Origin of the sequence: uncultured Castellaniella sp. (assembly GCF_937988725.1) — a bacterium.
Taxonomy (GTDB): Bacteria; Pseudomonadota; Gammaproteobacteria; order Burkholderiales; family Burkholderiaceae_B; genus Castellaniella.
The window spans coordinates 77,588-100,672 of sequence record NZ_CALKHS010000008.1 but is presented as its reverse complement, the minus strand read 5'-3'; the positions used below and the strand labels follow the sequence as shown (position 1 = coordinate 100,672).

The following is a 23,085-nucleotide window of genomic DNA, read 5'->3' as shown; positions in this document are numbered from 1 at the left end:
ATGACTGCCCTGCAACAAGCTTATATCGTCGCTGCGACGCGCACGCCCATCGGCAAGGCCCCGCGCGGCATGTATTCCCACACCCGGCCCGACGATCTGCTGGCCAAGGCGATCCGGGGCGTGCTGGCCCAGGCGCCCAACCTGGACCCGGCCGCCATCGAGGACGCCATCGTCGGCTGCGCCATTCCCGAAGGTCCCCAAGGCCTGAACGTGGCGCGTGTCGGCGTCCTGCTGGCGGGCCTGCCCCAGTCGGTGGCCGGCGTCACGGTCAACCGCTTCTGCGCGTCGGGCCTGACGGCGGTGGCCATGGCGGCCGACCGCATCCGCGTGGGCGAGGCCGACGTGATGCTGGCCTGCGGCACGGAATCCATGAGCCTGGTGCCCACCATGGGCATCAACACCTCGTTCAGCCCGGACGTCTACCTGAACGACGACAACATCGGCATCGCCTACGGCATGGGCGCGACGGCGGAACAGGTCGCCGAGCGCTGGGACATTTCCCGCGCCGATCAGGACGCCTTCGCGCTGCGTTCGCACCAGCGCGCCCTCGCGGCGCAGCAGGCGGGCGAGTTCGCCGATGAAATGCTGCCGGTGGAGATCGTCCGCCGCGTGCCGGACCTGGCCTCGGGCGAGGTGCGCGAGACCCGGCATACCGTGACCCTGGACGAGGGCCCGCGGGCCGACACCAGCCTGGAGGCCCTGGCGCGCTTGCGCCCGGTATTCGCCGCCAGGGGCAGCGTCACGGCGGGCAACAGTTCGCAGACGTCCGACGGCGCCGGCGCCCTGCTGGTGGTGTCCGAGCGCGCCCTGAAGGAACACAATCTGACGCCGCTGGCGCGCTTCGTGTCCTTCGCCGTGCGCGGCGTGCCGCCCGACATCATGGGCATCGGTCCCAAGGAAGCCATCCCGGCCGCGCTGAAGAAAGCCGGCCTGACGCTGGACCAGATGGGCTGGATCGAACTGAACGAAGCCTTTGCCGCCCAGTCCCTGGCCGTCATCCGCGACCTGGGGCTGAACGAGGACGTGGTCAATCCCATGGGCGGCGCCATCGCCCTGGGCCACCCCCTGGGCGCCACCGGCGCGATCCGCTCGGCCACGACCATCCATGCCATGCGCCGCCGCAATCTGCAATACGGCATGGTCACCATGTGCGTGGGCACGGGCATGGGCGCGGCGGGCATCTACGAGCGCTGCTGATCGGCTGATCGACTGATTGCAGGGCGCGCCGCGCGGCCTCTCCGGGGGCCTGCTTGCGTCTTGTAATGATCGCAACGCATTCCGTCGTCTCGGACGCCGGGCTTGCCTCTATACTTTCGTCATGTCCCAAGCCCCCTTGCCCGTGTCCGTCGGCAGTCTCGCCCCCCTGACCGATCTTCCCGAATGGAAGCGATTCGTCGTGGCGGCGCAGACCTGTCCCCCGCGCGCCGACGGCCTGGATCTGCTTGAGGCCCCCGGCCTGACGCTGGACGCCAGCGGCCAGCGCCATTCGTCCGACCTGCTGGCGGCCGGCGAGGCCCTGCTGCGGGCGCGGGGGTTCGAGGAACAGCGCCGCCGCCTGCTGGCGGGCGAGATCGTCAACGCCACAGAGAACCGGGCCGCCTGGCACACCGTGCTGCGGGCGCCGACGGCGCCGGCCGACGTGCAGGCCGAACGCGAACGCATGGACGCCTGGGTGCGCCGGGCGGACGCCGAACGCCGCTGGCGCCATATCGTGCATGTCGGCATCGGCGGATCGGATTGGGGGGTGCGCCTGGCCGTGTCCGCCTTCGGGTACGCCGGCACCTGGCGCGACGTGCGCTTCGTCGCCAATATCGACGGCCACGCCATCGAAGGCGGCCTGGCCGGGCTGGATCCGCGCGATACCCTGGTCGTTCTGGTCTCCAAATCGTTCACCACGTCCGAAACCCTGGAAAATGGGGCGCGGGCGCGGGAATGGCTGCTGTCGGCCGGGCTGGATCCGGCGGATCACATGGCGGCGGTCACGGCCCAGCCCGACCGCGCCCGCGCCTGGGGCATCCCGGACACGCAGATCTTCCGCCTGTGGGATTGGGTCGGCGGCCGGTTTTCCGTCTGGTCGGCCGTCAGCCTGACGACCGCCCTGGCGGTGGGCTCGGACGTGCTGGCGGGCCTGCGCATGGGCGCCGCCGCCATGGATGCGCATTTCGCCCAGGCGCCCTTGCAGGTCAACGCCCCGGTGCGCATGGCGCTGGCGGGCATCGTCAACCGCAGCGTCCTGGGGCAGGGGTCCCTGAACATCGCCCCCTATGATTCGCGCCTGGCGAACCTGGTGCCCTACGTGCAGCAGCTGGACATGGAATCGCTGGGCAAGTCCGTGGACCTGGCGGGCCGGCCGGTGGGGGTGCCCACCGGGCCCGCCGTCTGGGGGATGCCCGGCACGGATGCCCAGCATACGTTTTTCCAGTGGATGCATCAGGGCAGCGACGGCGCCCCGGTGGATTTCATCCTGTGCTGCCAGGCCGACCACCATTGGGCAGCGCATCACCGCCAGCTGCTGGCGAACTGCCTGGCCCAGCGCGAAGCGCTGATGCGCGGCAAGACCTTGACGCAGGCACGGGCCGAATGCCTGGCCGAAGGCCTGTCCCCCGAACAGGCGGATCGGCTGGCGCCGCATCGCGTGCACCCCGGCGGCCGCCCCAACCACCTGATCGCGCTGCCGCGCCTGTCGCCGTATTCCCTGGGCGCCCTGCTGGCGCTCTATGAGCATCGCGTCTTCACCCAGGGCGTCATCTGGGGCATCGACCCCTTCGACCAGTGGGGGGTGGAATACGGCAAGGTCCTGGCGCGCGGCATCGTGCAGGCGCTGACGCCGGCCGCCGACCCTGCGACGGGCGACGATGGGCACGACGCCTCGACCTGCCACTGGATACGTCAGCTGCGAGGCTGATGCCGGCCGGCGGTTTCCGGTACAGTGCGGTGACGGACGTACACACGGAAACGGGAGGCCCATGACGGAACTGATCGAACTGACGCACGCCGACGGCGTGCGGATCGCGCTGGCTTATGCAACGGCGGACAACCTGATCGGGCGTCCCATTTATGCGCCCGGGGCCCGCTGCGCGCTGCGTCCTGCGGCGGCGGAGTGCCTGCGCCGCGCCGCGCAGGCGGCCCGCCGGGCGGACCTGGCGCTGGTCGTCTACGACGCCTATCGGCCTGCGGGGGCGCAGGCCGTCTTCTGGAAAGCCTTGCCGGATCCGCGCTATGTGGCCGATGCGGCCCAGGGGTCCAACCATACGCGCGGGGTGGCCGTGGACGTGGGCCTGCTGGAAAGCAGCGGGCAGCCGCTGGACATGGGCACGGGCTTTGACGACATGCGCGACCAGTCCCACCACGACCGCGACGACGTGCCGCCCGAAGCCCAGCGCAACCGCCATCTGCTGCTGGGCATCATGCTGCAGGCCGGCTTCCGTTCGATTCCCACGGAATGGTGGCACTACGAATTGCCGAACGCGCGGGAATATGCGTTACTGCCGGAAAGCGACATGGTCCAGGTGTACCACACACACTGAGACCGGAAGACCCTTGTTCGATGGATGGAGACACACCATGCAATTCATGATTCAGACCGGCGCGCGCCGGGCCGTGATGGCTGCCGTGATGGGGCTCGGGGCGCTGGCCCTGGCCGGCGGAGCGGCCGCGGCGACGCCGGCCGATACCCTGGTCATCGGCAAGCCCGCCGACCCCCAGACGCTGGATCCCGCGATCACGATCGACAACAACGACTGGACCGTCACCTATCCCGCCTACCAGCGCCTGATGCGCTACAAGCAGGTCGACGGCAAGGGCTCGACCGAAGTCGAAGGCGATCTGGCCGCCAGCTGGACCACTTCGCCCGACAATCTGGTGTGGACGTTCACCCTGAACGCCGGCCAGCAGTTCGCGGACGGCACGGCCGTGGATGCGCAGGCCGTGAAACAATCCTTCGAACGGCTGCTGGCCAAAAAGCAGGGCCCGTCCGAAGCCTTCCCCGCCGACATGAAGATCGATGCGGTGGACGCCAAGACCGTGCGCTTCACCCTGAAAAAGCCGTTCGCCCCCTTCCTGTACACCCTGGCCAACAACGGCGCCTCCATCGTCAATCCCAAGGCCATGCAGCGCCCGGACGCCGATGCCTGGCTGTCGGGCCACACGGCCGGCTCCGGCCCCTATCAGCTGGTTTCCTGGCAGAAGGGCCAGGCGCTGACGCTGGAACGCAATCCGCATTACGCCGGGTCCAAGAAGCCCGTGCTGGACAAGTTCGTGGTCAAGATCGTGCCGGAATCCTCCGCCCGCCGCCTGCAGCTGCAAAAAGGCGATCTGGACGTGGCCGAGGAACTGCCGGTCGACCAGTTGCAAGCCCTGAAGAAGGACAAGGCCGTGCACGTGGCGGAATTTCCGTCGCTGCGCGTCACCTACCTGTATCTGAACAATGCCAAGGGCCCGCTGCGAAGCGCCGATCTGCGCCACGCGGTCGTGGATTCGCTGGATTACAAGGGCATCGTCGATGGCATCATGATGGGGCAGGCCAAGCAGATGCGCGGTCCGATCCCGGAAGGCATGTGGGGCTACGATGCCGATCTGCCGCAGCCCAAGCAGGACGTGGCGGCCGCCAAGGCCCTGGTGAGCAAGGCCGGCGGCGTCAAATCCCCGCTGCTGCTTCGTTATTCGACCCAGGATCCCGCCTGGGAACCCATCGCCCTGACCGTGCAGGCCAACCTGACGGCGGCCGGCATCCCGGTCAAGCTCGAAAAACTGGCCAACGCCACCTTGCGCGAAAACCTGGGCCAGGGCAATTTCGACATTTCCATCGGCAACTGGAGCCCGGATTTCGCCGACCCCTACATGTTCACCAGCTACTGGTTCGATTCGGACAAGAAGGGCCTGGCGGGCAACCGGTCCTTCTATTCCAATCCCCAGGTGGACGGCTGGCTGCGCGAGGCCGCCACGCTCAGCGACCAGTCCAAGCGGATCGCCCTGTACAAGCAGGTCCAGGAACAGGTCGTCAAGGACGCGGCCTATGCCTATCTGTACCAGAAGAACTACCAGGCCGGGCTGGGCGCCAATGTGCAGGGCTTCGTCTTCAATCCCATGCTGGAGCGCGTTTTCAACGTCGCCGACATGAAGAAATGACGCATCGTCCATTCGTCCCGGCCGCTGACGGGCCGGGCGCCGAAGGGTTCCGGGCATGAATGGGTCGTGGCTGCCGGTCGTGGGCCGGCGTCTGATCAGCCTGGTGTGGGTGGTGGTGGGGGTGTCCCTCATCACCTTCATCATCTCCCATCTGGTGCCCGGCGATCCGGCCCGGCTGGTGGCGGGCGATCGGGCCACGCCCGAAATCGTCGCCCACATCCGCAGCCAGCTGGGGCTGGATCTGCCCTTGCCGCAGCAATATCTGCACTACATGGGGCAACTGCTGCACGGCGATCTGGGCACCTCCATCCGCACGCACCGCCCCGTGCTGCAGGACATCGCCGCCTTTTTCCCTGCGACGCTGGAATTGGCGCTGGTGGCCCTGATCCTGGCGACCGTGCTGGGCATTCCGCTGGGGGTGCTGTCCGCGGTCTACCGCAACCGCCTGACGGATCACTTGGCCCGGACGCTGGCCGTGGCCGGCATTTCCACGCCGGCGTTCTGGCTGGGCCTGGGCCTGATCGTCATTTTCTATGGGAATCTGGGCTGGCTGCCGGGGGGCGGGCGCATCGACCAGGGCATGGCGCCTCCGCCCGGCGTCACGGGCCTGTACCTGATCGATGCCGCCCTGGCGGGCGACTGGCCGGTGTGGCGCAGCGCGCTGCAGCACATGCTGCTGCCCGCCATCACCCTGGGTTTCGTCCACCTGGGGGTGGTGGCCCGCCAGGTGCGCTCCTCCATGCTCGAACAGCTGAACGAGGACTACGTGCGCACGGCGCGGGCCTATGGCCTGTCGCCCTGGGTCGTGGTGCTGCGCCACGCCCTGCCCAATGCCCTGATTCCGTCCGTCACCGTCCTGGGGCTGGCCCTGGGGGACCTGCTCTATGGCGCGGTCCTGACGGAAACGGTCTTCGGCTGGCCCGGCATGGGGGCCTATGTGGTGGATTCGATCCAGGCGCTGGATTTCCCGGCGGTGATGGGCTTTGCCGTCGTGGTGTCTTTCGCCTACGTGGTGCTGAACCTGCTGGTTGACCTGCTGTATCGGCGGCTGGATCCGCGCATCCGGGGGATCGGGTGAGCTATTTCTGGTATCAGCTGCGCCGCAGCCCCCTGATGCTTCTGGGCTTGCTGATCCTGCTGGCCGTCGGCCTGGCGGTGGGCCTGGCGGGCTGGGTGGCGCCGTATGATCCGGAGCAGATCAATCTGGTCCAGCGCCTGGCGGCGCCGTCCGCGCAGCACTGGTTCGGGACGGACGAGGTCGGGCGCGACATTTTCAGCCGGGTCCTGTATGGCGGGCAGCAGTCCATCGGGGTGGGCTTGTTCGTGGCCGGGTGCGCCAGCGTGGTCGGCGCGATCGTCGGCTGTTTTTCCGGCATCCTGGGCGGCCGCATCGACGGCCTGATCATGCGGACCATGGACGTCGTGCTGTCCGTCCCGTCGCTGGTGCTGATCATGGCGCTGGCCGCGGCGCTCGGGCCCAGTCTGTTCAACGCCATGCTGGCCATCACCCTGGTCCGGATTCCCTTCTACGTGCGGCTGGCGCGCGGCCAGACCCTCAGCATCCGCGAGATGGCCTATGTGCAGGCCGCCTGGACCTTCGGCGCCGGCCGGCGCCACGTGGTGCGCTGGCACGTGGTGCGCAACGCCGCCTCGCCCATCGTGGTCCAGGCCACACTGGACGTGGGCGGCGCGATCCTGATGGCGGCGGCGCTGGGCTTCATCGGCCTGGGGGCTCAGCAGCCCACGGCGGAATGGGGGGCCATGGTGGCCACCGGCCGCAATTTCCTGCTGGATCAATGGTGGTACACGGTGACGCCGGGGTGCGCCATTCTGGTGACGGCGCTGGCCTGCAATCTGGTCGGCGACGGCGTGCGGGATCTGCTGGATCCGAAGTCGAGGGTGAAATGAACGCGGACGCCACCCCCATCCTGGACGTGCGCGGCCTGTCGCTGGAATTCCCCGTCTTCGGCGGGGCCGTCCGGGCGCTCAATGGCGTCAGCCTGCGCGTCATGCCGGGGGAGATCGTCGGCATCGTGGGCGAGTCCGGCTCCGGCAAGTCCGTGACGGCCATGGCCGCCCTGCGGCTGTTGCCGCCGGACGGCTACCGGGTCGCCGAAGGCAGCCTGCATCTGGGAGGAGACGACGTGCTGGCCGCCCCGGAATCCATCGTGCGCCAGTGGCGCGGCCGCCGGGCCGCCATGATCTTTCAGGAACCGATGACGGCCCTGAATCCCACGCAGCGGATCGGCGAACAGATGTGCGGCGTCCTGCGCGCGCATCGCCGCGTCCGTTCGCGCGACGCCCTGGCCCAGGCGGAATCCCTGCTGCGCGACATGATGATCCCGGATCCGGCCCAGGTGCTGAGGGCCTATCCTTTTGAATTGTCGGGCGGCATGCGCCAGCGCGTCATGGTGGCCATGGCCTTTTCCTGCGACCCGGACCTGCTGATCGCGGACGAGCCCACGACGGCGCTGGACGTCACCGTGCAGCGCCAGGTCCTGCAGCTGCTGCGCCACCACGCGCGCGAGCGGGGCACCGCCATCCTGTTCATCACGCACGACATGGCGGTCGTGTCCCAGTTGTGCGACCGGGTGTACGTGATGTACGCGGGCACGGTGGTCGAGCAGGGGCCGACGCGGCGGGTGCTGCGGGATCCGCGCCATCCCTACACGCGCGGCCTGCTCGATGGCCTGCCGGAAGGCGCGTCGCCGGGGACGGCGCTGGCGGCGATTCCGGGGCAGGTGCCCGACATGCGCCATCCGCCGTCGGGCTGCCCGTTCTTCGATCGCTGCGCTTTCGCGGACGAGGCCTGCCGCCAGCGGCCCGCCTTGCTGCCTCTGGATACGGACACGCCGGAACCGGCGGCGGCCGGCGAAGGGGCGGCGGAAGAGCGCCTGCTGGCCTGCTGGCATCCCCTGGCGCAGCCGGCGGCGGACATGCCCGGAGAGCGGACATGACGATTATGGATCTCCCCATGGCGCCGGGCGCAGGCGCCGGACAGCAGGAACAGGATCTGGTCCTGGAGGTCCGGGACGTTCGCGTCCGATTTCCCATGGTCCGCGACTGGCGGGGCCGCGTCGCGCAGTCCGCTCATGCGCTCAACGGCATCGATCTGCGCATCCGGCGCGGCGAGGCCTTCGGCATCGTCGGGGAATCCGGCTGCGGAAAAAGCACGCTGGCCCAGGTGCTGATGGGGCTGTTGCCGCCCACGGAAGGCGAGGTGCGGCGCCAGCCGCGCGGCGACGGGCGTCCGGCCAACGTCCAGATCGTTTTCCAGGATCCCCAGTCTTCGCTGGATCCGCGGCTGCCGGCCTGGAAGGTCATCGTCGAGCCGGTCGTCGTCCGGGGGCGCCGCGCCGCGCCGGGACGGGATTCGCGGTCGGGCAGGGCGGCCTTGCGCGCCTGCGCGGCCGAACTGGCCGTCCAGGTCGGCTTGCGTCCCGAGACCCTGGATCGTTACGTGCATGAGTTTTCCGGCGGCCAGCGCCAGCGCATCGCCATCGCCCGCGCCTTGTCCTCCGATCCCGACGTGATCGTGCTGGACGAGCCGACCTCGGCGCTGGACATTTCCGTGCAGGCGCAGATCCTGAACCTGCTGCAGGACCTGCGCGGCCGCCACGGGCTGACGTATGTGCTGATCTCGCACAATGTGTCCGTCGTACGGCATCTGTGCGACCGGGTCGCCGTCATGTACCTGGGCCAGATCGTCGAACAGGGGACCGCAGCCGCCGTGCTGGAAACGCCTCGCCATCCCTATACCCGGGAATTGCTGGATGCCGTGCCGCGCCTGGATCGGCCCTGGACGGACGGTGCGCCCGCCGAGCCGGTGGAGCTGCCGGGCAACCGCGTCCTGCCCGCCGGCTGCTTCTTCCGGGAACGCTGCCCGTGGGCTAGGCAGGGGTGCGAACGACCGCAGCCGCTGCTGTGCGACGCGGACGCTCCGCAGCATCTGTTCCGCTGCCACGTGGCGCAAAAATAAAAAGCCCCGGCAGCCTGGGCTGCCGGGGCGACGGCGATGCGCGGCGAGCCGCTTATTTCGTCTGCGCGCTCAGTTCACCGGTCGAGGCGCGGTTCTGGAAATAGTCCCGCGTCAGTTTCACGATGACCGGGCTCAGCAAAATCAGCGAAGCCAGGTTGGGCAGGGCCATCAGGCCGTTCAAGGTGTCGGCCAGCAGCCAGGCGAAGTCCAGCTGCGTGACGGCGCCGAAGGGGATGGCGACCACCCACACGATGCGGTACGGCAGCGTGGATCTGGAGCCCAGCAGGAATTCCCAGCATTTTTCGCCGTAGTAGCTCCAGCCCAGGATGGTGGTGAAGGCGAAGATCACCAGAGCGATGGTCAGGATGATGCCGCCGATGCCGGGCATGGACACTTCGAAGGCGCTGGCCGACAGGGCGGCCCCGCTTTCCCCGCTGCTCCACACGCCCGAGCACACGATGGCCAGGCCGGTGATGCTGCAGATGATGATGGTATCGATGAAGGTGCCCATCATGCCGATCAGGCCGGATTCCACCGCATTGCTGGTGGTGCCCGCCGCCTGTGCGATGCCGGCCGAGCCCAGGCCGGCCTCGTTCGAGAAGATGCCGCGCGCGACACCGAACCGGATGGCGGCCATGACGGCGGCGCCGGCGAAACCGCCCGTGGCGGCGATGGGCGAGAAGGCGTGGGTGAAGATCAGGTCCAGGGCTTCCGGGATGCGTTCCGCGTTGACGGCCAGGACGACCAGGCCGGCCAGCACGTAGGCCACGCACATGAACGGCACCAGGGATGCCGCGACCGCGCCGATGCGCTTGATGCCGCCCAGGATGACCAGGCCGATCAGGATCATGGTGACGACGCCGGTGATCCAGGTGGGCACCGAGAACGTGGATTCCAGCGCCTGGGCCATGCTGTTGACCTGGACCATGTTGCCGATGCCGAAGCCGGCGAAGCCGCCGAAGATCGCGAAGGCGAAGCCCAGCCAGAGCCACTTGCGGCCCAGGCCGTTCTTGATGGCGTACATGGGGCCGCCGGCGTGTTCGCCGCGTTCGTCCTTTTCACGGAAATGGACGGCGACCACGACTTCGGCGTATTTGGTGGCCATCCCGACCAGAGCCGTACACCACATCCAGAACAGCGCGCCGGGGCCGCCCACGGCGATGGCGGTCGCCACGCCGGCGATGTTGCCGGTCCCGACGGTGGCTGCCAGGCAGGTCATCAGGGCTTCGAAGGGGCTGATCTCGCCCGTGGCGGCATCGCCGCGATGGCGGCCGCGCCAGATCATGGCGAAGCCCGTGCCGATGCGCCGCAGCGGCATGAACTTCAGCAGGATCATCAGGAAAAAGCCCGTGCCGAGGATCAGCACCAGCATGGGCGGGCCCCAGACCAGGCCGTTGATGTCGTTGACGAAAGTGTTCAATGCTTCCAAGGTTTGTCTCCTGCTTCCCGGATAAAATTGGCGCCATGCTATCACTGGGGTTTCAGTGAATATTTCTGAAAATCCCCTGAATTCAGTGATAAGTTCCAAAAAGATGCTTATTAGAGCATGAACAAGGGTTAACCCTAGCGTAGTTTTGCGACTAGGCGGGTTGTCGGGGCGTGCCTATTCTGGTGTTTCGGCGGGGCGACGGCAGTCGGACCGGACCCCGCAGTCACCAAGGGAGACCTGGCATGCGAGAACGACTGGATTGCGCGTTGTTGACCCTGGAACAGCCCTGCTGGGTCCAGGCCCTGAAAGGGGTTCATCTGGGCGGGCGCCTGCATCTGCACACCCTGCAGCAGCGCCACATGGTGGTCGACACGCTGTTTGACGACCCCGCCCTGACGCATGGCCGGTACGATGCCGGCTTGCTGTATGCCGATGAATCCTCGCTGCCGTCGTGGCGCACGGCGCTGGCGGTGCGCGCCGGCCGGCTTCCCGCGGTGCTGCTGGTCTATGCCGTCGGGCTGCGGGCCCAGGCGGTGCACGACCTGATCGCCCTGGGGGCGTCCGATTTCCTGCGGCCGCCCTTCTGTCCCGAAGAACTCCGGGCCCGGCTGGAAGGCGCCTTGAGACGGCTCGCGCCGGTCTGCGTAGCCGAACCCGATCCCGTCTATGGCAGCCGGGCGATGCCCGGGAAGATGGCGCCGGCGAACCAGGGGCCCACCGAAGCCGATCTCTGCAACACCATCCTGGACCGGTCGGGGGCCGAACTGGAAGCCTATGCCGTGGCCCTGGCCATGCAGCGGGCGACCTCGCGGGATTCGTTCCGCGATGCCAAAAGCCAGGTGGTGGCCCGCTTCGAGCGCGCCTACATCCGCGCGGCGCTGGGCCGCCATGGCGGCAACGTCACCCTGGCGGCCCGCATGGCCCAGAAGCACCGCCGCGCCTTCTGGGCCCTGATGCGCAAGCATGACATCGATCCCGCCCCGTACCGGGCGGATCCGGACGACGACCTTCCCGCGCACGGGCCGGGTAAAATCCAGAGTCTTCCTCCGATCAAGCCGCCAGCGTGTGAATCACGCGACTGTCCACAGGAAACCTGACGTGACCCAGTTGAAAAATGATGTGTTCCTGCGCGCATTGCAGCGCCAGCCCGTGCCCTATACCCCGGTCTGGATGATGCGCCAGGCCGGGCGCTATCTGCCGGAATACAACCAGACCCGCGCCCAGGCGGGCTCCTTTCTCGGCCTGGCCCAGAATCCGGAATACGCCTGTGAGGTCACGCTGCAGCCCTTGCGCCGTTTCGCGCTGGACGCGGCCATTCTGTTTTCCGACATCCTGACCGTGCCCGACGCCATGGGCCTGGGCCTGCAGTTCGTGGCCGGGGAAGGGCCGCGTTTCGAACGCCCCCTGCGGGACGAATCCGCGATCGCCGCCCTGCGGGAGCCCGATCTGGACAGCCTGCGTTACGTCTTCGACGCCGTGTCCCTGATCCGCCGCGAGCTGGATGGCGCCGTGCCGCTGATCGGGTTCTCCGGCAGCCCCTGGACCCTGGCCTGTTATATGGTCGAAGGCCAGGGCAGCAGCGATTACCGGCAGATCAAGACACTGCTGTATCAGCGTCCCGACCTGCTGCACCGCATCCTGGACGTCAATGCGCGCGCGGTGCAGGCGTATCTGAATGCGCAGATCCGCGCCGGCGCCCAGGCCATCATGGTGTTCGACAGCTGGGGGGGCGTGCTGGCCGATGGGCTGTTCCAGCAGTTTTCCCTGTATTACACGCGCCAGGTGCTCGATGGCCTGCAGCGCGAACACGATGGTCAGCGCGTCCCCGTCATCGTCTTCACCAAGGGCGGCGGCCAGTGGATCCAGGACATCGCCGCCAGCGGCTGCGATGCCGTGGGGCTGGACTGGACCGCGCGGCTGTCCACGGCGCGGCGCGCCGTGGAAGATCGCGTGGCGCTGCAGGGCAATCTCGATCCCATGGCGCTGTTCGGCAGCGATGCCGCCATCCGCACGGAAGTCCGCCGCGTGCTGGCGGATTTCGGCATGGTCGGGGCGGGGGGGCATGTGTTCAACCTGGGCCATGGCATCTCGCAGTTCACCCCGCCCGATGCCGTCCTGTCCCTGATCGACGAAGTCCATACCGCCAGCCGCGCTTATCATGCCTGATGGCGGGGCCGCTCCGGGCCCGCAGTTCCCGGGGCGCTTGACTTTTGTGCTTATGCACAATTTTTGTCGGGTCGGGGTTAATACCGACATTCCTGGAATGAATCTGGGTTTCTTTTGTAATTCGTTGAATTAAAACAGAAAATCAAAAAATACTGGTGTTTTGACAAGTCTTGACTCAATCGGGGAACTGGTGTTGATCCATTTGTTCCCTCTTTCTCCACAAAGTTATCCACAGGCCGGAAAAATACGTCCTCATGCTTGAGCCGCCTGACTCCTCGCGCCCGGAAGGCACCAGCGGATCCGCCGCGCCGGTCTTTCTGGCGGTCGCGCTGGACGTCCCCCTGCCGGGGCTGTTCGACTATTCCCACGATGCGCCGCTTGCGCCGGGCGTGCGGGTGCGGGTGGTGTTCGGCCGCCGGGCCATGGTGGGCATGGTCTGGGCCGTGCGGGAACGCCCGGAAGTCGCCGCCGACCGCGTGCGCCCTATCGAGGCGGTCCTGGACGATCTGCCGCCCATGCCGGCCGACTGGCTGCGGCTGGCGGGTTTTGCCGCGCAGTACTACCACCGCCCTTTGGGCGAGGTGCTGCTGCCGGCGCTGCCGCCGCCGCTGCGCAGGCCGGCTGCCTACACCGGATCGCGGGCGGCGGGCGGCCCTGTCCGCCGGGCGGACCGCAGGCCGGGCGCCGCGCGATCGGCGGCCGGGGAAGCCGTCCCGGCTCCGGCGATGACCCTGACGGCCGGCCAGCGCACCGCCCTGGATCAGTTGCAGGCCTTGCGGGCGGCGGGGCATGGCGTGGCGCTTCTGCATGGCGTGACGGGCAGCGGCAAGACCGAACTGTATCTGCGGCTGGCCCGCCAGGTGCTGGACCAGGGACGGCAGGTCCTGATCCTGGTGCCGGAAATCAATCTGACCCCGCAGCTGGAACAGGTCGTCAGGACGCGGCTTTGCGCGTCGACGGGCGATCTGGCGGTGCTGCACAGCCGCCTGTCCGATGGCGAGCGGCTGAGAGCCTGGCTGCGGGCCTCCCGGGGGCAGGCGGCTTTGCTGCTGGGCACCCGGCTGGCGCTGATGACGCCCCTGCCGCGCCTGGGACTGATCGTGGTGGACGAGGAACACGACGCTTCGTACAAGCAGCAGGACGGGTTGCGCTATTCGGCCCGCGACCTGGCCGTCTGGCGGGGGCATGACCTGGGGATTCCCGTGGTCCTGGGGTCGGCGACCCCGTCCCTGGAAAGCTGGCGCCGCGCCCAGCGCGGGGACTACCGCCTGGTGTCTCTGCCGGAACGCGCCCAGGCCCAGCCTCTGCCGGACATCCGCCTGGTCGATACGCGCCGGGCGCAACTGGAACAGGGATTCACGCCGCAGCTGCTGCAGGCGCTGGCCACGCGGCTGGAACAGGGCGAACAAAGCCTGGTGTTCCTGAACCGGCGCGGCTATGCCCCGGTGCTGCGCTGCCCTTCCTGCGGCTGGGTCAGCCAGTGCCGCCGGTGCACGGCGCACACGGTGCTGCATCGGGAAGGCCGCCGGGCGGTGCTGCAGTGCCACCATTGCGGCGACGCCCGGCCCGTGCCCCGCGCCTGCCCGGATTGCGGCGACCAGGACTTGCAGCCCATGGGCCGGGGTACGCAGCGGGTCGAGGAATTCCTGGCCGAACGCTTTCCCCAGGCGCGGATCGTGCGCATCGATGCCGATGCGACGCGGCGCAAGGGCAGCGCCGAGGCCTTGTTCGCCCAGGTGCATGCCGGCCAGGCCGACATCCTGGTCGGCACGCAGATGGTGTCCAAAGGCCACGACTTCGCGCGTCTGGGGCTGGTGGGCGTGCTGAATGCCGACACCATGCTGTTCGCCCAGGACTTCCGGGCGCCGGAACGCCTGTTCGCCCAGCTGATGCAGGTCGCGGGCCGCGCCGGGCGGCGCGCAGGCGGCGCGCAGGTCCTGGTGCAGACCGATTATCCCGACCAGCAGGTCTATCAGGCGTTGTGTCGGCACGATTACGTGCGTTTCGCCGAATCCGCCCTGGCCGAACGCGAGGACCTGGGCCTGCCGCCGTTTTCCAGCCAGGCCCTGCTGACGGCCCAGGCCGCGCGCCTGGCGGATGCCCTGGATTTCCTGCGAGCCGTCCGGGCGCAGGCGGACGCCATGCCGGAATCGGCGGAGGTCTGTCTGTACGATGCCGTCCCCTTGCGGATCGTGCGGGTGGCCAGGGTCGAACGAGCCCAATTGCTGATCGAATCCTCGCGCCGCGGCGCGCTGCACGGCTTGCTGCGGGCCCTGCTGCCGCAGGCCGATGCCCTGGCCGCCGGGCGGCCGGTGCGCTGGGGGCTCGAAATCGATCCCCAGGAAATCTGAGATGGATCTGAATCCCAGCCAGAACGAAGCCGTGCGCTATCTGAATGGCCCCTGTCTGGTGCTGGCCGGCGCCGGCAGCGGGAAGACGCGCGTGATCACGCGGAAGATGGCCTATCTGCTGCAGGAATGCGGCTACCAGGCCCGCCACGTGGTGGCGCTGACCTTCACCAACAAGGCGGCGCGGGAAATGAACGAGCGCGTGCGCACCCTGGTCGAAGCCCGGCTCTTGCGCGGCCTGACGGTGGGCACCTTCCATTCCCTGGGCCTGCGCTTCCTGCGCGAGGAATACGCGGCCCTGGGGCTCAAGCGCGGGTTTTCCATTCTGGACGCCACCGATGCGCAGGGCATCATCCAGGAATTGCTGGCCACCACCGACCGCGCCCGCCTGCGGGCCGTCCAGCAGATGATTTCCCTCTGGAAGAACGCCCAGCTGGACCCGGACGGCGCGTCCCGGGCGGCCCAGGGGCCCGACGAGGCGGAGGCCGTCCGCGTCTATCGCAGCTACGAGGCCACGCTGCGGGCCTATCAGTCGGTCGATTTCGACGACCTGATCCGCCTGCCGGCGCAGCTGCTGCAGGATGACGAGTCCGTGCGGCAGCGCTGGCAGGCGCGAGTGCAGTATCTGCTGGTGGACGAATACCAGGACACCAATGCCTGCCAGTACCAGCTGGTGCGGCTGCTGTGCGGCGACCGGGCCATGTTCACGGCCGTGGGCGACGACGACCAGGCCATCTACGCCTGGCGCGGCGCCACGGTCGAAAACCTGGCGCAGCTGGAACGCGATTACCCGCAGCTGCGGCTGATCAAGCTGGAACAGAACTACCGCTCGGTGCAGCGCATCCTGCAGGCCGCCAATCAGGTGATCAGCCACAATCCCAAGACCTTCGACAAGACGCTGTGGTCCGACCTGGGCGTGGGCGACCCCATCGGCGTCACGCCGATGGATTCGGACCTGATCGAAGCGGAATCCATCGCCATGCGGCTGTCGGCATCCCGTTTCGAGCGCCAGGCGCAGTGGAAGGACTTCGCCGTCCTGTATCGCGGCAACCACCAGGCCCGGACCATGGAGCAGGCGCTGCGCACCCTGCGCATTCCCTATACCGTGTCCGGCGGCCAGAGTTTTTTCGACAAGGCGGAAATCCGCGACGTGCTGGCCTGGCTGCGCCTGATCGCCAACGAGGACGAGGACCCCGCCTTCATCCGGGCGGCCACGACGCCCCGGCGGGGGATCGGGCAGAACACCTTGCAGGCCCTGGGCGGCGAGGCGGCCCGGCTGGGGGTGTCCCTGTTCGCCGTCGCCGCCGGCGTGACGGAAGCCATCCTGCCGGCGGCCCGCCAGCGGGATGCCGTCCAGGGCTTCGTCCACCTGATCCAGCATTTCCAGGGGCGGGCCGCCCGGCGCGGCGGGGCGGTGCCGCCTCTGCCGGGAGCGGCGACGCAGGGCGATCTGCTGGCATTCGATCCGGATCCGGCGCCTGTCGGCGTGGAAGGAAGCGAGATTTCGTCCGACGCCGCGCGCCCGGCGGCGAACGGGCTTCAGGCCGCGCCCGAGGGCCTGGCTGGCGCGGCGGTGGGCATCGACGGCCTGCGCGAAGACAATGCCGCCCGGGTGCTCGACGACCTGCTGGCGGCCATGGGCTACGAACGCCATCTCTACGATACGCTGGACGAGCGCCAGGCCCAGGCGCGTTGGACCAATGTGCTGGAACTGCTGGAATGGCTCAAGCGCAAGGCCGACGAGGACGACATGACCCTGCTGGAACTGGTGCAGCACGTGGCGCTGGTCACGATGCTGGAGCGCTCGGATGACGAGGAGCCGGATGCGGTCAAGCTGTCCACCCTGCATGCGTCCAAGGGCCTGGAGTTTCCGCACGTCTATCTGATCGGGGTGGAAGAGGGCCTGCTGCCGCATCGCGGCGGGGACGACGAGGGCGACGTCAGCGAGGCGGCGATGGCGGCCCGGGTGCGCCGCATCCAGGAGGAGCGCCGCCTGATGTACGTCGGCATCACCCGGGCCCAGCGCACTCTGCAGATCAGCTGGTGCCGCAAGCGCCGGCGCGGGCGCGAGGACACCATGTGCGAACCTTCGCGGTTCATCGCGGAAATGGGCTTGCAGGCGCAGGCGGATGGTTCCGTGCCGGGGGCCTCCGAGATGGACCCCGACCGCGCCCTGAGCAGCCTGAAGAACCTCCTCAGGCGCCCATGAAAAACAGCCGCACCGTCAAAGACGATGCGGCTGTTCCGTTCCGGTGTGCCGGGGCCGCCGCGCGGGCGGGGCCCCGACCTCGATTACCAGGGGGCGCGGTTGTACAGCATGTTGCGGGCGCGCGCTTCGGCCTGGGAATTGATGACGACCACGATGCCGCGGCCCACAGCCTTGGCGCCCCGGCTCAGCGCACGGCCCACGGCGCGCAGGCCCTTCTTCAGGGACAGGGGCTGCGTTTCGGTCAGAAACGCGTGAGAGTAGGCGCGTTCCAGCGCATCAGACATCAGGTTCGAGGTGAAAGCGTAGTTCATGACTGACTCCTGTTTCAGAAGATTCAGATTTTCGATAGAGTCAGTATAGGGTAAACCCTAGGATAAAGCTAGGGGTAAACCCTAATGTTCTTTTAGGGGTGAAAAATCGGCCCCGAAGTGTGGTGAAAACCACAAAGCCGGCTGGCCGCGCTGCGCGGCTCCGAAAGAAGAGGCCGGCGCGGGGCGTCGCGCCGGCCCGGCCTCCGCCCGGCTTATCCCTTGCGGGCGAAGAAGCGCTGGAACGCCGCCTGGGCTTCCGCGCTTTTCAGGCGCTCGAAGAAGACCGCCGCCTCGGCGTCCAGCACCTGGTGCACGGTGTCGCGTTCGGGGGCCCGCAGCAGCTGCTTGCTGGCGCGAACGGCCTGGGCGGGTTGCGCGGCGAGGGCCTGGGCGCATGCGCGGGCGGCGGCCAGCGGGTCTTCCTGGATGCCGCTGATCAGCCGGCCGGCCAGCGCCTCGTCGGCGTCGAAGGGCTGGGCCTGCAGCAGCCATTGCGCGGCGCGGCGCGGGCCCGCCAGCCGGGGCAGCAGGAAGCTGGATGCCCCCTCCGGGCACAGGCCCAGCGAGACGAAAGGCAGGCGGAATACCGCGCTGCGGTCGGCATAGACGAAGTCGCAGTGGGCCAGCAGGGTCACGCCCACCCCCACCGCCTGTCCCTGGACGGCGGCGATGACGGGCACGTTGACGCTGGCCAGGGTATGCAGGAAAGCGATCGAGCCCACGTCGCGGCTGCTGTGCGGCATCTGGAATTCCGCCAGGTCGTTGCCGGCCGTGAAGTGGCCGCCCGCGCCGTGCAGGATGACGGCGGCGCAGGCGGAATCGGCGTCGGCGGCTTGCAGCGCCCGGTCGATCTCGCGATACATTGCGTCGGTCAGGGCGTTGCGCCGATCCGGCCGGTCGATCAGGATTTCCAGGATGGCGCCGTTGCGGGTCTGGCGGATCATGAGCAAGTCTCCGTGATGAAGCCGTCCCGCAGCGATTGGGCGGCCTGTCGGTATTCATCGCGCAGGCGGGCGACGATGTCGGCGGTGGGCAGCACGGCGTCGATGTTGCCCACTCCCTGTCCCGCCCCCCAGATGTCGCGCCAGGCTTTTTTGCTGTCGCTGCCGAAGTTCGTGCCCTGGGACGCGGGCAGCCGGTCCGGGTCCAGGCCGATGTTGCGCACGCAGGGCTTCAGGTAATTGCCGGGGATGCCGGTGAAATAGGGGGTATAGACGATGTCGGCGGCGGCCGTGTCGACGATCATCTGCTTGTATTCGGCCTGGGCATTGGCCTCGGCGCTGGCGATGAAGCGCGTGCCGACGTAGGCGAAGTCCGCGCCCATGGCGCGCGCCGCCAGCACGTCCTGTCCCCGGCTGATGGCGCCCGACAGGCAGACCGGCCCGTCGAATATCCGCCGGACTTCGCCCAGCAGGGCGAAGGGCGAGAGGGTTCCGGCGTGCCCGCCGGCGCCGGCGCAGACCAGGATCAAGCCGTCCACGCCCGCATCGATGGCCTTTCGCGCGTGTCTCAGGGTCGTGACGTCGTGAAAGACCTTGCCGCCCCAGCCGTGCACGGCGTCCACGACCTGGCCGGGCGCCCGCAGGCTGGTGATGATCAGCGGCACGCGGTGCCGGGCGCAGGTTTCCAGGTCCGCCTGCAGCCGGTCGTTGGACTGGTGGATGATGTGATTGATGGCGTAGGGTGGGATCGGTCGGTCGGGATCGGCGGCGCGCGCCGCCGCCAGGCCGTCCTCGATCCGCGTCAGCCAGGCGTCCAGCGTTGCCTGAGGCCGGGCGTTCAGGGCCGGCATGGAGCCGATGATGCCGCTGACGCATTGCGCGATCACCAGTTCCGGATTGGATACGATGAACATGGGGGCGGCCATGACCGGCAAGGTCATGGTCCGATGCAGCGAGGCTGCCAGGGGGTGGGGCATGAGGATTGTCTCCCGCGAAATGATGCGCTTATTCTAATTCAAACGATCGTTTGAATCATGCGGGGTATCCCGGATGCGCCGTCGGCGTTCGGTCGCGCAAGAAAAACCCCCCGGGCCAGATCTGGCGGCGGGGGGCGGAGCCGGCGGTTCTGCGCTGCGGCTTATTTGGCGGCATCCACCATGTACTGGATGGCGGCCTTCAGTTCCTCGTCGGTGGCCTGCGAGCCCCCGCGCGGCGGCATGGCGCCCACGCCCGAAATGGCCTTCTTCAGCATGGAGTCCAGGCCGGTCTTGATGAAGGGTTCCCAGGAAGCCTTGTCGCCGAACTTCGGCGCGCCGGCCACGCCCACCGAGTGGCAGGTGATGCAGACGGACTTGTAGAGCTTTTCGCCCACGGTGTTGCCGGCGGACGCCTGGGCGGCCTCGGCCTTCGGGGCGGCCTGCTGTTCGGCGGGCTTTTCGGCGGCCTTGGGGGCGGCGGCCTGGGCGGCCGGCTTCTGTTCGGCGGGTTTGGCCGCGGCGGCGGGCGCTGCGGGCGCGGCGGCCTTGTCGCCGGCGGGTTCCTTGGGTTCCGGGAAGTTGGCGCCGGACTGGTTGGTCATGTAGGCGACGGCGCGCGCGACTTCGAAGTCGTCCAGCGAGGAGTTGCCGCCCTTGGGAGGCATGGCGCCGATCCCGTGGATGGCGTTCTTGGCCAGGTCTTCGAAGCCCTGTTTGATGAACGGAGCCCAGGCGTCCTTGTCGCCGAACTTCGGCGCCCCGGCCACACCCGCGCCGTGACAGGCCACACAGGTGGACTGGAAGACCTGCTCGCCGGTCTTGAAGACCTTCGGCGCGTTCGCGTCGACCAGCTTGAATCCGGCCACCGGCTGGATGCGCTTGGCGATGGCTTCTTCGGTCTGGCTGTTGGAACCATAGCCCGTGCGGATCGAGGAGCCCACCAGATTGACCAGCAGAATGATGACCGAGATGGGAATCACGAACGCCAGCACGACCGTGACCAGCAGCTGTTTCGGGGTCTTGATGGCACTTTCGTGCCCGTGCGCGTGTTCGGCGTGTTCTGGGAGACTCATGATGGGTTCCTGGTCCTGGGATAGTGGGATGCGGCCGCTGGCCTGCCGCCGGTGTCGTGTCGCCCGACTGTTTCTGTTACAGGCCTCAACCTTCGATTATAGCGACAGCCCCGGCACACTGCAGGGATAGGATAAACCCGCTACAATGTCGAGCCCGCGCATCGCAACGATGTGCGGATGTCCCGGCCGCCAGGCCGATGACCCGTGCGCCTGTAGTTCAATGGATAGAATAGGAGTTTCCGAAGCTTCTGATACAGGTTCGATTCCTGTCGGGCGCGCCATATATAAGAATCAATGGGTCATGGCCTTTCGTGGCCGGCATAGCGTGACATTTCCTGGATTGCGGCTTCCCTGATTTGATACGTCTCGTCTGTGTTCAGTGACCGCAGCCAACATCGTTTGCGTTGGTCCGCAGTATCAATGCTGTCCAGGGCGATCCGGTTCTGCGGATTGCAACAGAGCGTGAAGTCATCGGTTCCGTTCCAGTCAATGGTGACGGGAAAGCCGTAGCGGCCTAAATAGGCTGGAAACGTAATATCGATGATGATTTCGCCGTGGCCAAGGTCGCACGTCAAGAAATTGTGAACATCGTAGACTTCAATGCCCTTGGCGACGGCGCGCAACTGGTCGGAAAAATAGGGTTGCTTGAAGTCGATGGCATAGCATGCCATCCAGAATATCGGGTGGTAACCCAGCAAAGTGAGCCACTCGTGCGCGGCCATGTGTTTGGCTGAGCAGGTGCCGGTCCATTCCGTGATGCAGCCCCGGACCGTGTTCCCTTGAACTGGGCGTGCATATGGCATGTCTCGTAGAGACAACAGGACATGGCGCAATGCCAGGTGTTCGTCAGCGCCTTTCTTTGTCAGCTTTTCCATCTCCCGAAAGTGGTCACGCCAGTAGTCGGGTATGTTTTCCATAGGGTTGCTTGCCTTCATACCGGTTTGATGCCGATCGGGCATGTGGGAGTCATGGTTCAGTTTGATGGTACCGGCGGCCTTAGGCGTGTTCCAGCGGTTGGATTTCCTTGATGATCTGTTCGACGGTTTTCTCGTCGACCGACTTCAGATCGAAGGCCTGCTGCAGGTTCAGCCATGAGCTTGCGTCGCCCCCAAAGAACGCAGCGAGCCGCAGAGCGGTGTCGGGTGTGATGCCGCGCCGCTCACGGACGATTTCATTGATGCGCGTCGCGGGAACGCGCAAATGAGTAGCCAGGGCGTTGACACTCATGCCGATGGGGGCTAGATATTCCTCGCGTAGGATTTCACCGGGATGGATAGGGCGCATACCGTTTCTGGCCATGATGTATTTCCTTAGTGGTAGTCGACGATCTCGACGTATTCAGGACCTTCGGTGGTCCAGACAAAGCAAATACGCCATTGGCTATTGACCCGGATGCTGTGTTGTCCTGCACGGTTTCCTTTCAGGGCCTCCAGGCGATTGCCGGGTGGTGAGCGCAGAAAATCCAAGGTGCTGGCGCTGTCGAGCATTTGTAGTTTGCGCTCGGCAACCGATCGAAAATTGGCAAAGCGCCTGACATTTTTGCCTTCGTAAAGAGCCTGTGTCTCTCCGCACCGGAAGCTTTTTATCATGCGTTTATCGTATATCGTTTATCGTTCAACGTCAAGCTGTTAGGCGTCTGACGAACGGTGCAGCGCCACGCCAGCGATGACGAGTGTGATCCCGAACAGTTCTGCAGGTGTGGGGGTCTGGCGCAGCACGATAAAGCCGATCACTGTGGCGCTTGCCGGCAGCAGCGACAGCAACAGGGCAAAACTGGCGCGGGGAAGTCGCGCCATTGCGAGCTGGTCACAGACGTAGGGAATGACGGACGACGACACGCCGACACCAATGGCAGCCGCCAGCAGCATGGGGTTGGCGAAGGCTGGCAGAGCATCATTGATGCCGAAGGGCAATGCCGCGACTGTCGCGGCGAGCATGGCGCAGCCCAGCCGGTCAATGCCGGATACCCCTGCGCCGCCAGCCGAGATGCGGTGTCCTAGGATGATATAGCCCATGAACAATACGCAGTTGGCAAAGGCGAAGAGGTAGCCGAGCAGCTCGCCCCCGATGCGGACATCCGTCAGAACATAGACGCCGCCTGCTGCCAGTGTGATCGCAGCGAGGTTGCGCCGCGTCCGCATGCCCCAAGCCGCGAGTGCGATCGGGCCAAGGAATTCGATCGCGCCCACCGTCGCCAGCGGCAGTCGGGCGATAGCTTCGTAGAACAGCGTGTTCATCAGGCCCAGGATGACGCCCAGTCCCATGATGATCCTCTTGTCCCGTGCAGGCAGCGTCGTGAAAGTGCGCCATGGTCTGCGCCACAGCGCAAAGATCAAACCGGCGCTGGCAATCCGCAGCCATGCGACGCCCGGTGGTGCGAGGCTTGCGAACAGCAGCACGGCGAAGGAGGGGCCGAGATAGTGGAATACCGCACTGACAAAAAAGAAGACATGCGGCGGCAGCCGATCAGCGAGTGTCGATGCGGAGATAATTGCGGGAACGGAGCCATTGGAAGCCATGACTCC

21 protein-coding genes and 1 tRNA gene are annotated in these 23,085 nt (G+C 67.2%); 13 read left to right on the top strand and 9 right to left on the bottom strand.

The window, feature by feature from the left end:
- From Q0263_RS06650 to Q0263_RS06615, 8 genes are all read left to right on the top strand, one after another.
- Positions 1–1,197, top strand: coding sequence for an acetyl-CoA C-acyltransferase (locus Q0263_RS06650; RefSeq protein WP_298014566.1), 1,197 nt, complete (start codon positions 1–3; stop codon positions 1,195–1,197).
- A 121-nt stretch (positions 1,198–1,318) separates the two neighbouring features.
- Positions 1,319–2,905, top strand: coding sequence for a glucose-6-phosphate isomerase (gene pgi, locus Q0263_RS06645; RefSeq protein WP_298014564.1), 1,587 nt, complete (start codon positions 1,319–1,321; stop codon positions 2,903–2,905).
- A gap of 61 nt (positions 2,906–2,966) precedes the next feature.
- Positions 2,967–3,527 (top strand): D-alanyl-D-alanine dipeptidase, encoded by a 561-nt coding sequence (ddpX, locus tag Q0263_RS06640; RefSeq protein ID WP_298014562.1) that lies wholly within the window; start codon positions 2,967–2,969, stop codon positions 3,525–3,527.
- 37 nt (positions 3,528–3,564) lie between these two features.
- Positions 3,565–5,127 carry an ABC transporter substrate-binding protein gene (locus Q0263_RS06635; protein WP_298014560.1) on the top strand — a complete coding sequence of 521 codons (1,563 nt, stop codon included), beginning with the start codon at positions 3,565–3,567 and terminating at the stop codon, positions 5,125–5,127.
- Positions 5,128–5,182: 55 nt separating this feature from the next.
- Positions 5,183–6,205: an ABC transporter permease gene (locus Q0263_RS06630; RefSeq protein WP_298014558.1), complete on the top strand. Its 1,023-nt coding sequence runs from the start codon at positions 5,183–5,185 to the stop codon at positions 6,203–6,205.
- Entirely contained in the window at positions 6,202–7,035 is an 834-nt protein-coding gene (gene ddpC, locus Q0263_RS06625; RefSeq protein ID WP_298014556.1) for a D,D-dipeptide ABC transporter permease, read from the top strand. Before Q0263_RS06630 ends, ddpC begins: the two co-directional genes overlap by 4 nt.
- Complete coding sequence (locus Q0263_RS06620) at positions 7,032–8,084, top strand: ABC transporter ATP-binding protein (protein ID WP_298014554.1); 1,053 nt, start codon at positions 7,032–7,034, stop codon at positions 8,082–8,084. Before ddpC ends, Q0263_RS06620 begins: the two co-directional genes overlap by 4 nt.
- On the top strand, positions 8,081–9,106 hold the full coding sequence (locus Q0263_RS06615) for an ABC transporter ATP-binding protein (protein WP_298014552.1): 1,026 nt from the start codon (positions 8,081–8,083) through the stop codon (positions 9,104–9,106). The genes Q0263_RS06620 and Q0263_RS06615 overlap by 4 nt, the downstream gene beginning before the upstream one ends.
- A gap of 52 nt (positions 9,107–9,158) precedes the next feature.
- On the opposite strand, the gene Q0263_RS06610 is transcribed toward Q0263_RS06615, so the two are convergent.
- Positions 9,159–10,478 (bottom strand): sodium:alanine symporter family protein, encoded by a 1,320-nt coding sequence (locus Q0263_RS06610; RefSeq protein ID WP_298014951.1) that lies wholly within the window; start codon positions 10,476–10,478, stop codon positions 9,159–9,161.
- Between the two features lie 299 nt (positions 10,479–10,777).
- Between Q0263_RS06610 and Q0263_RS06605 the strand changes: the two genes are divergently transcribed.
- The 4 genes from Q0263_RS06605 to Q0263_RS06590 all read left to right on the top strand — a co-directional run bounded on the left by Q0263_RS06605 (position 10,778) and on the right by Q0263_RS06590 (position 17,258).
- On the top strand, positions 10,778–11,632 hold the full coding sequence (locus Q0263_RS06605) for a helix-turn-helix domain-containing protein (protein ID WP_298014550.1): 855 nt from the start codon (positions 10,778–10,780) through the stop codon (positions 11,630–11,632).
- Position 11,633: 1 nt separating this feature from the next.
- Positions 11,634–12,701, top strand: a complete 1,068-nt coding sequence (gene hemE / locus Q0263_RS06600) for a uroporphyrinogen decarboxylase (protein WP_298014547.1) — start codon at positions 11,634–11,636, stop codon at positions 12,699–12,701.
- A gap of 254 nt (positions 12,702–12,955) precedes the next feature.
- Positions 12,956–15,052 carry a primosomal protein N' gene (locus Q0263_RS06595; RefSeq protein ID WP_298014545.1) on the top strand — a complete coding sequence of 699 codons (2,097 nt, stop codon included), beginning with the start codon at positions 12,956–12,958 and terminating at the stop codon, positions 15,050–15,052.
- A 1-nt stretch (position 15,053) separates the two neighbouring features.
- Positions 15,054–17,258 (top strand): UvrD-helicase domain-containing protein, encoded by a 2,205-nt coding sequence (locus Q0263_RS06590; protein WP_298014543.1) that lies wholly within the window; start codon positions 15,054–15,056, stop codon positions 17,256–17,258.
- Positions 17,259–17,341: 83 nt separating this feature from the next.
- Here Q0263_RS06590 and Q0263_RS06585 read toward each other — a convergent pair whose 3' ends face one another.
- The 4 genes from Q0263_RS06585 to Q0263_RS06570 form a co-directional block, all read right to left on the bottom strand.
- The gene (locus Q0263_RS06585; protein WP_298014541.1) at positions 17,342–17,569 is read right to left on the bottom strand and encodes a hypothetical protein; all 228 of its coding nucleotides are present in this window, start codon (positions 17,567–17,569) and stop codon (positions 17,342–17,344) included.
- 212 nt (positions 17,570–17,781) lie between these two features.
- On the bottom strand, positions 17,782–18,513 hold the full coding sequence (locus Q0263_RS06580; RefSeq protein ID WP_298014539.1) for an enoyl-CoA hydratase-related protein: 732 nt from the start codon (positions 18,511–18,513) through the stop codon (positions 17,782–17,784).
- Entirely contained in the window at positions 18,510–19,511 is a 1,002-nt protein-coding gene (locus tag Q0263_RS06575) for a nitronate monooxygenase (RefSeq protein ID WP_298014949.1), read from the bottom strand. The genes Q0263_RS06580 and Q0263_RS06575 overlap by 4 nt, the downstream gene beginning before the upstream one ends.
- A gap of 137 nt (positions 19,512–19,648) precedes the next feature.
- Positions 19,649–20,560, bottom strand: coding sequence for a c-type cytochrome (locus Q0263_RS06570; protein ID WP_298014537.1), 912 nt, complete (start codon positions 20,558–20,560; stop codon positions 19,649–19,651).
- Positions 20,561–20,766: 206 nt separating this feature from the next.
- Here Q0263_RS06570 and Q0263_RS06565 point away from each other — a divergent pair.
- Positions 20,767–20,841: transfer RNA gene (locus Q0263_RS06565), tRNA-Arg, on the top strand.
- Between the two features lie 18 nt (positions 20,842–20,859).
- On the opposite strand, the gene Q0263_RS06560 is transcribed toward Q0263_RS06565, so the two are convergent.
- Genes Q0263_RS06560 through Q0263_RS06545 form a run of 4 tightly spaced genes read right to left on the bottom strand, consistent with a single transcriptional unit; the run spans position 20,860 to position 23,079 of the window.
- On the bottom strand, positions 20,860–21,519 hold the full coding sequence (locus Q0263_RS06560) for a hypothetical protein (protein ID WP_298014535.1): 660 nt from the start codon (positions 21,517–21,519) through the stop codon (positions 20,860–20,862).
- A gap of 37 nt (positions 21,520–21,556) precedes the next feature.
- Positions 21,557–21,859: a HigA family addiction module antitoxin gene (locus Q0263_RS06555; RefSeq protein ID WP_298014533.1), complete on the bottom strand. Its 303-nt coding sequence runs from the start codon at positions 21,857–21,859 to the stop codon at positions 21,557–21,559.
- 11 nt (positions 21,860–21,870) lie between these two features.
- Positions 21,871–22,149, bottom strand: a complete 279-nt coding sequence (locus Q0263_RS06550) for a type II toxin-antitoxin system RelE/ParE family toxin (RefSeq protein ID WP_298014531.1) — start codon at positions 22,147–22,149, stop codon at positions 21,871–21,873.
- Positions 22,150–22,188: 39 nt separating this feature from the next.
- Positions 22,189–23,079: an EamA family transporter gene (locus Q0263_RS06545; RefSeq protein ID WP_298014529.1), complete on the bottom strand. Its 891-nt coding sequence runs from the start codon at positions 23,077–23,079 to the stop codon at positions 22,189–22,191.
- Positions 23,080–23,085 lie beyond the last annotated feature (6 nt).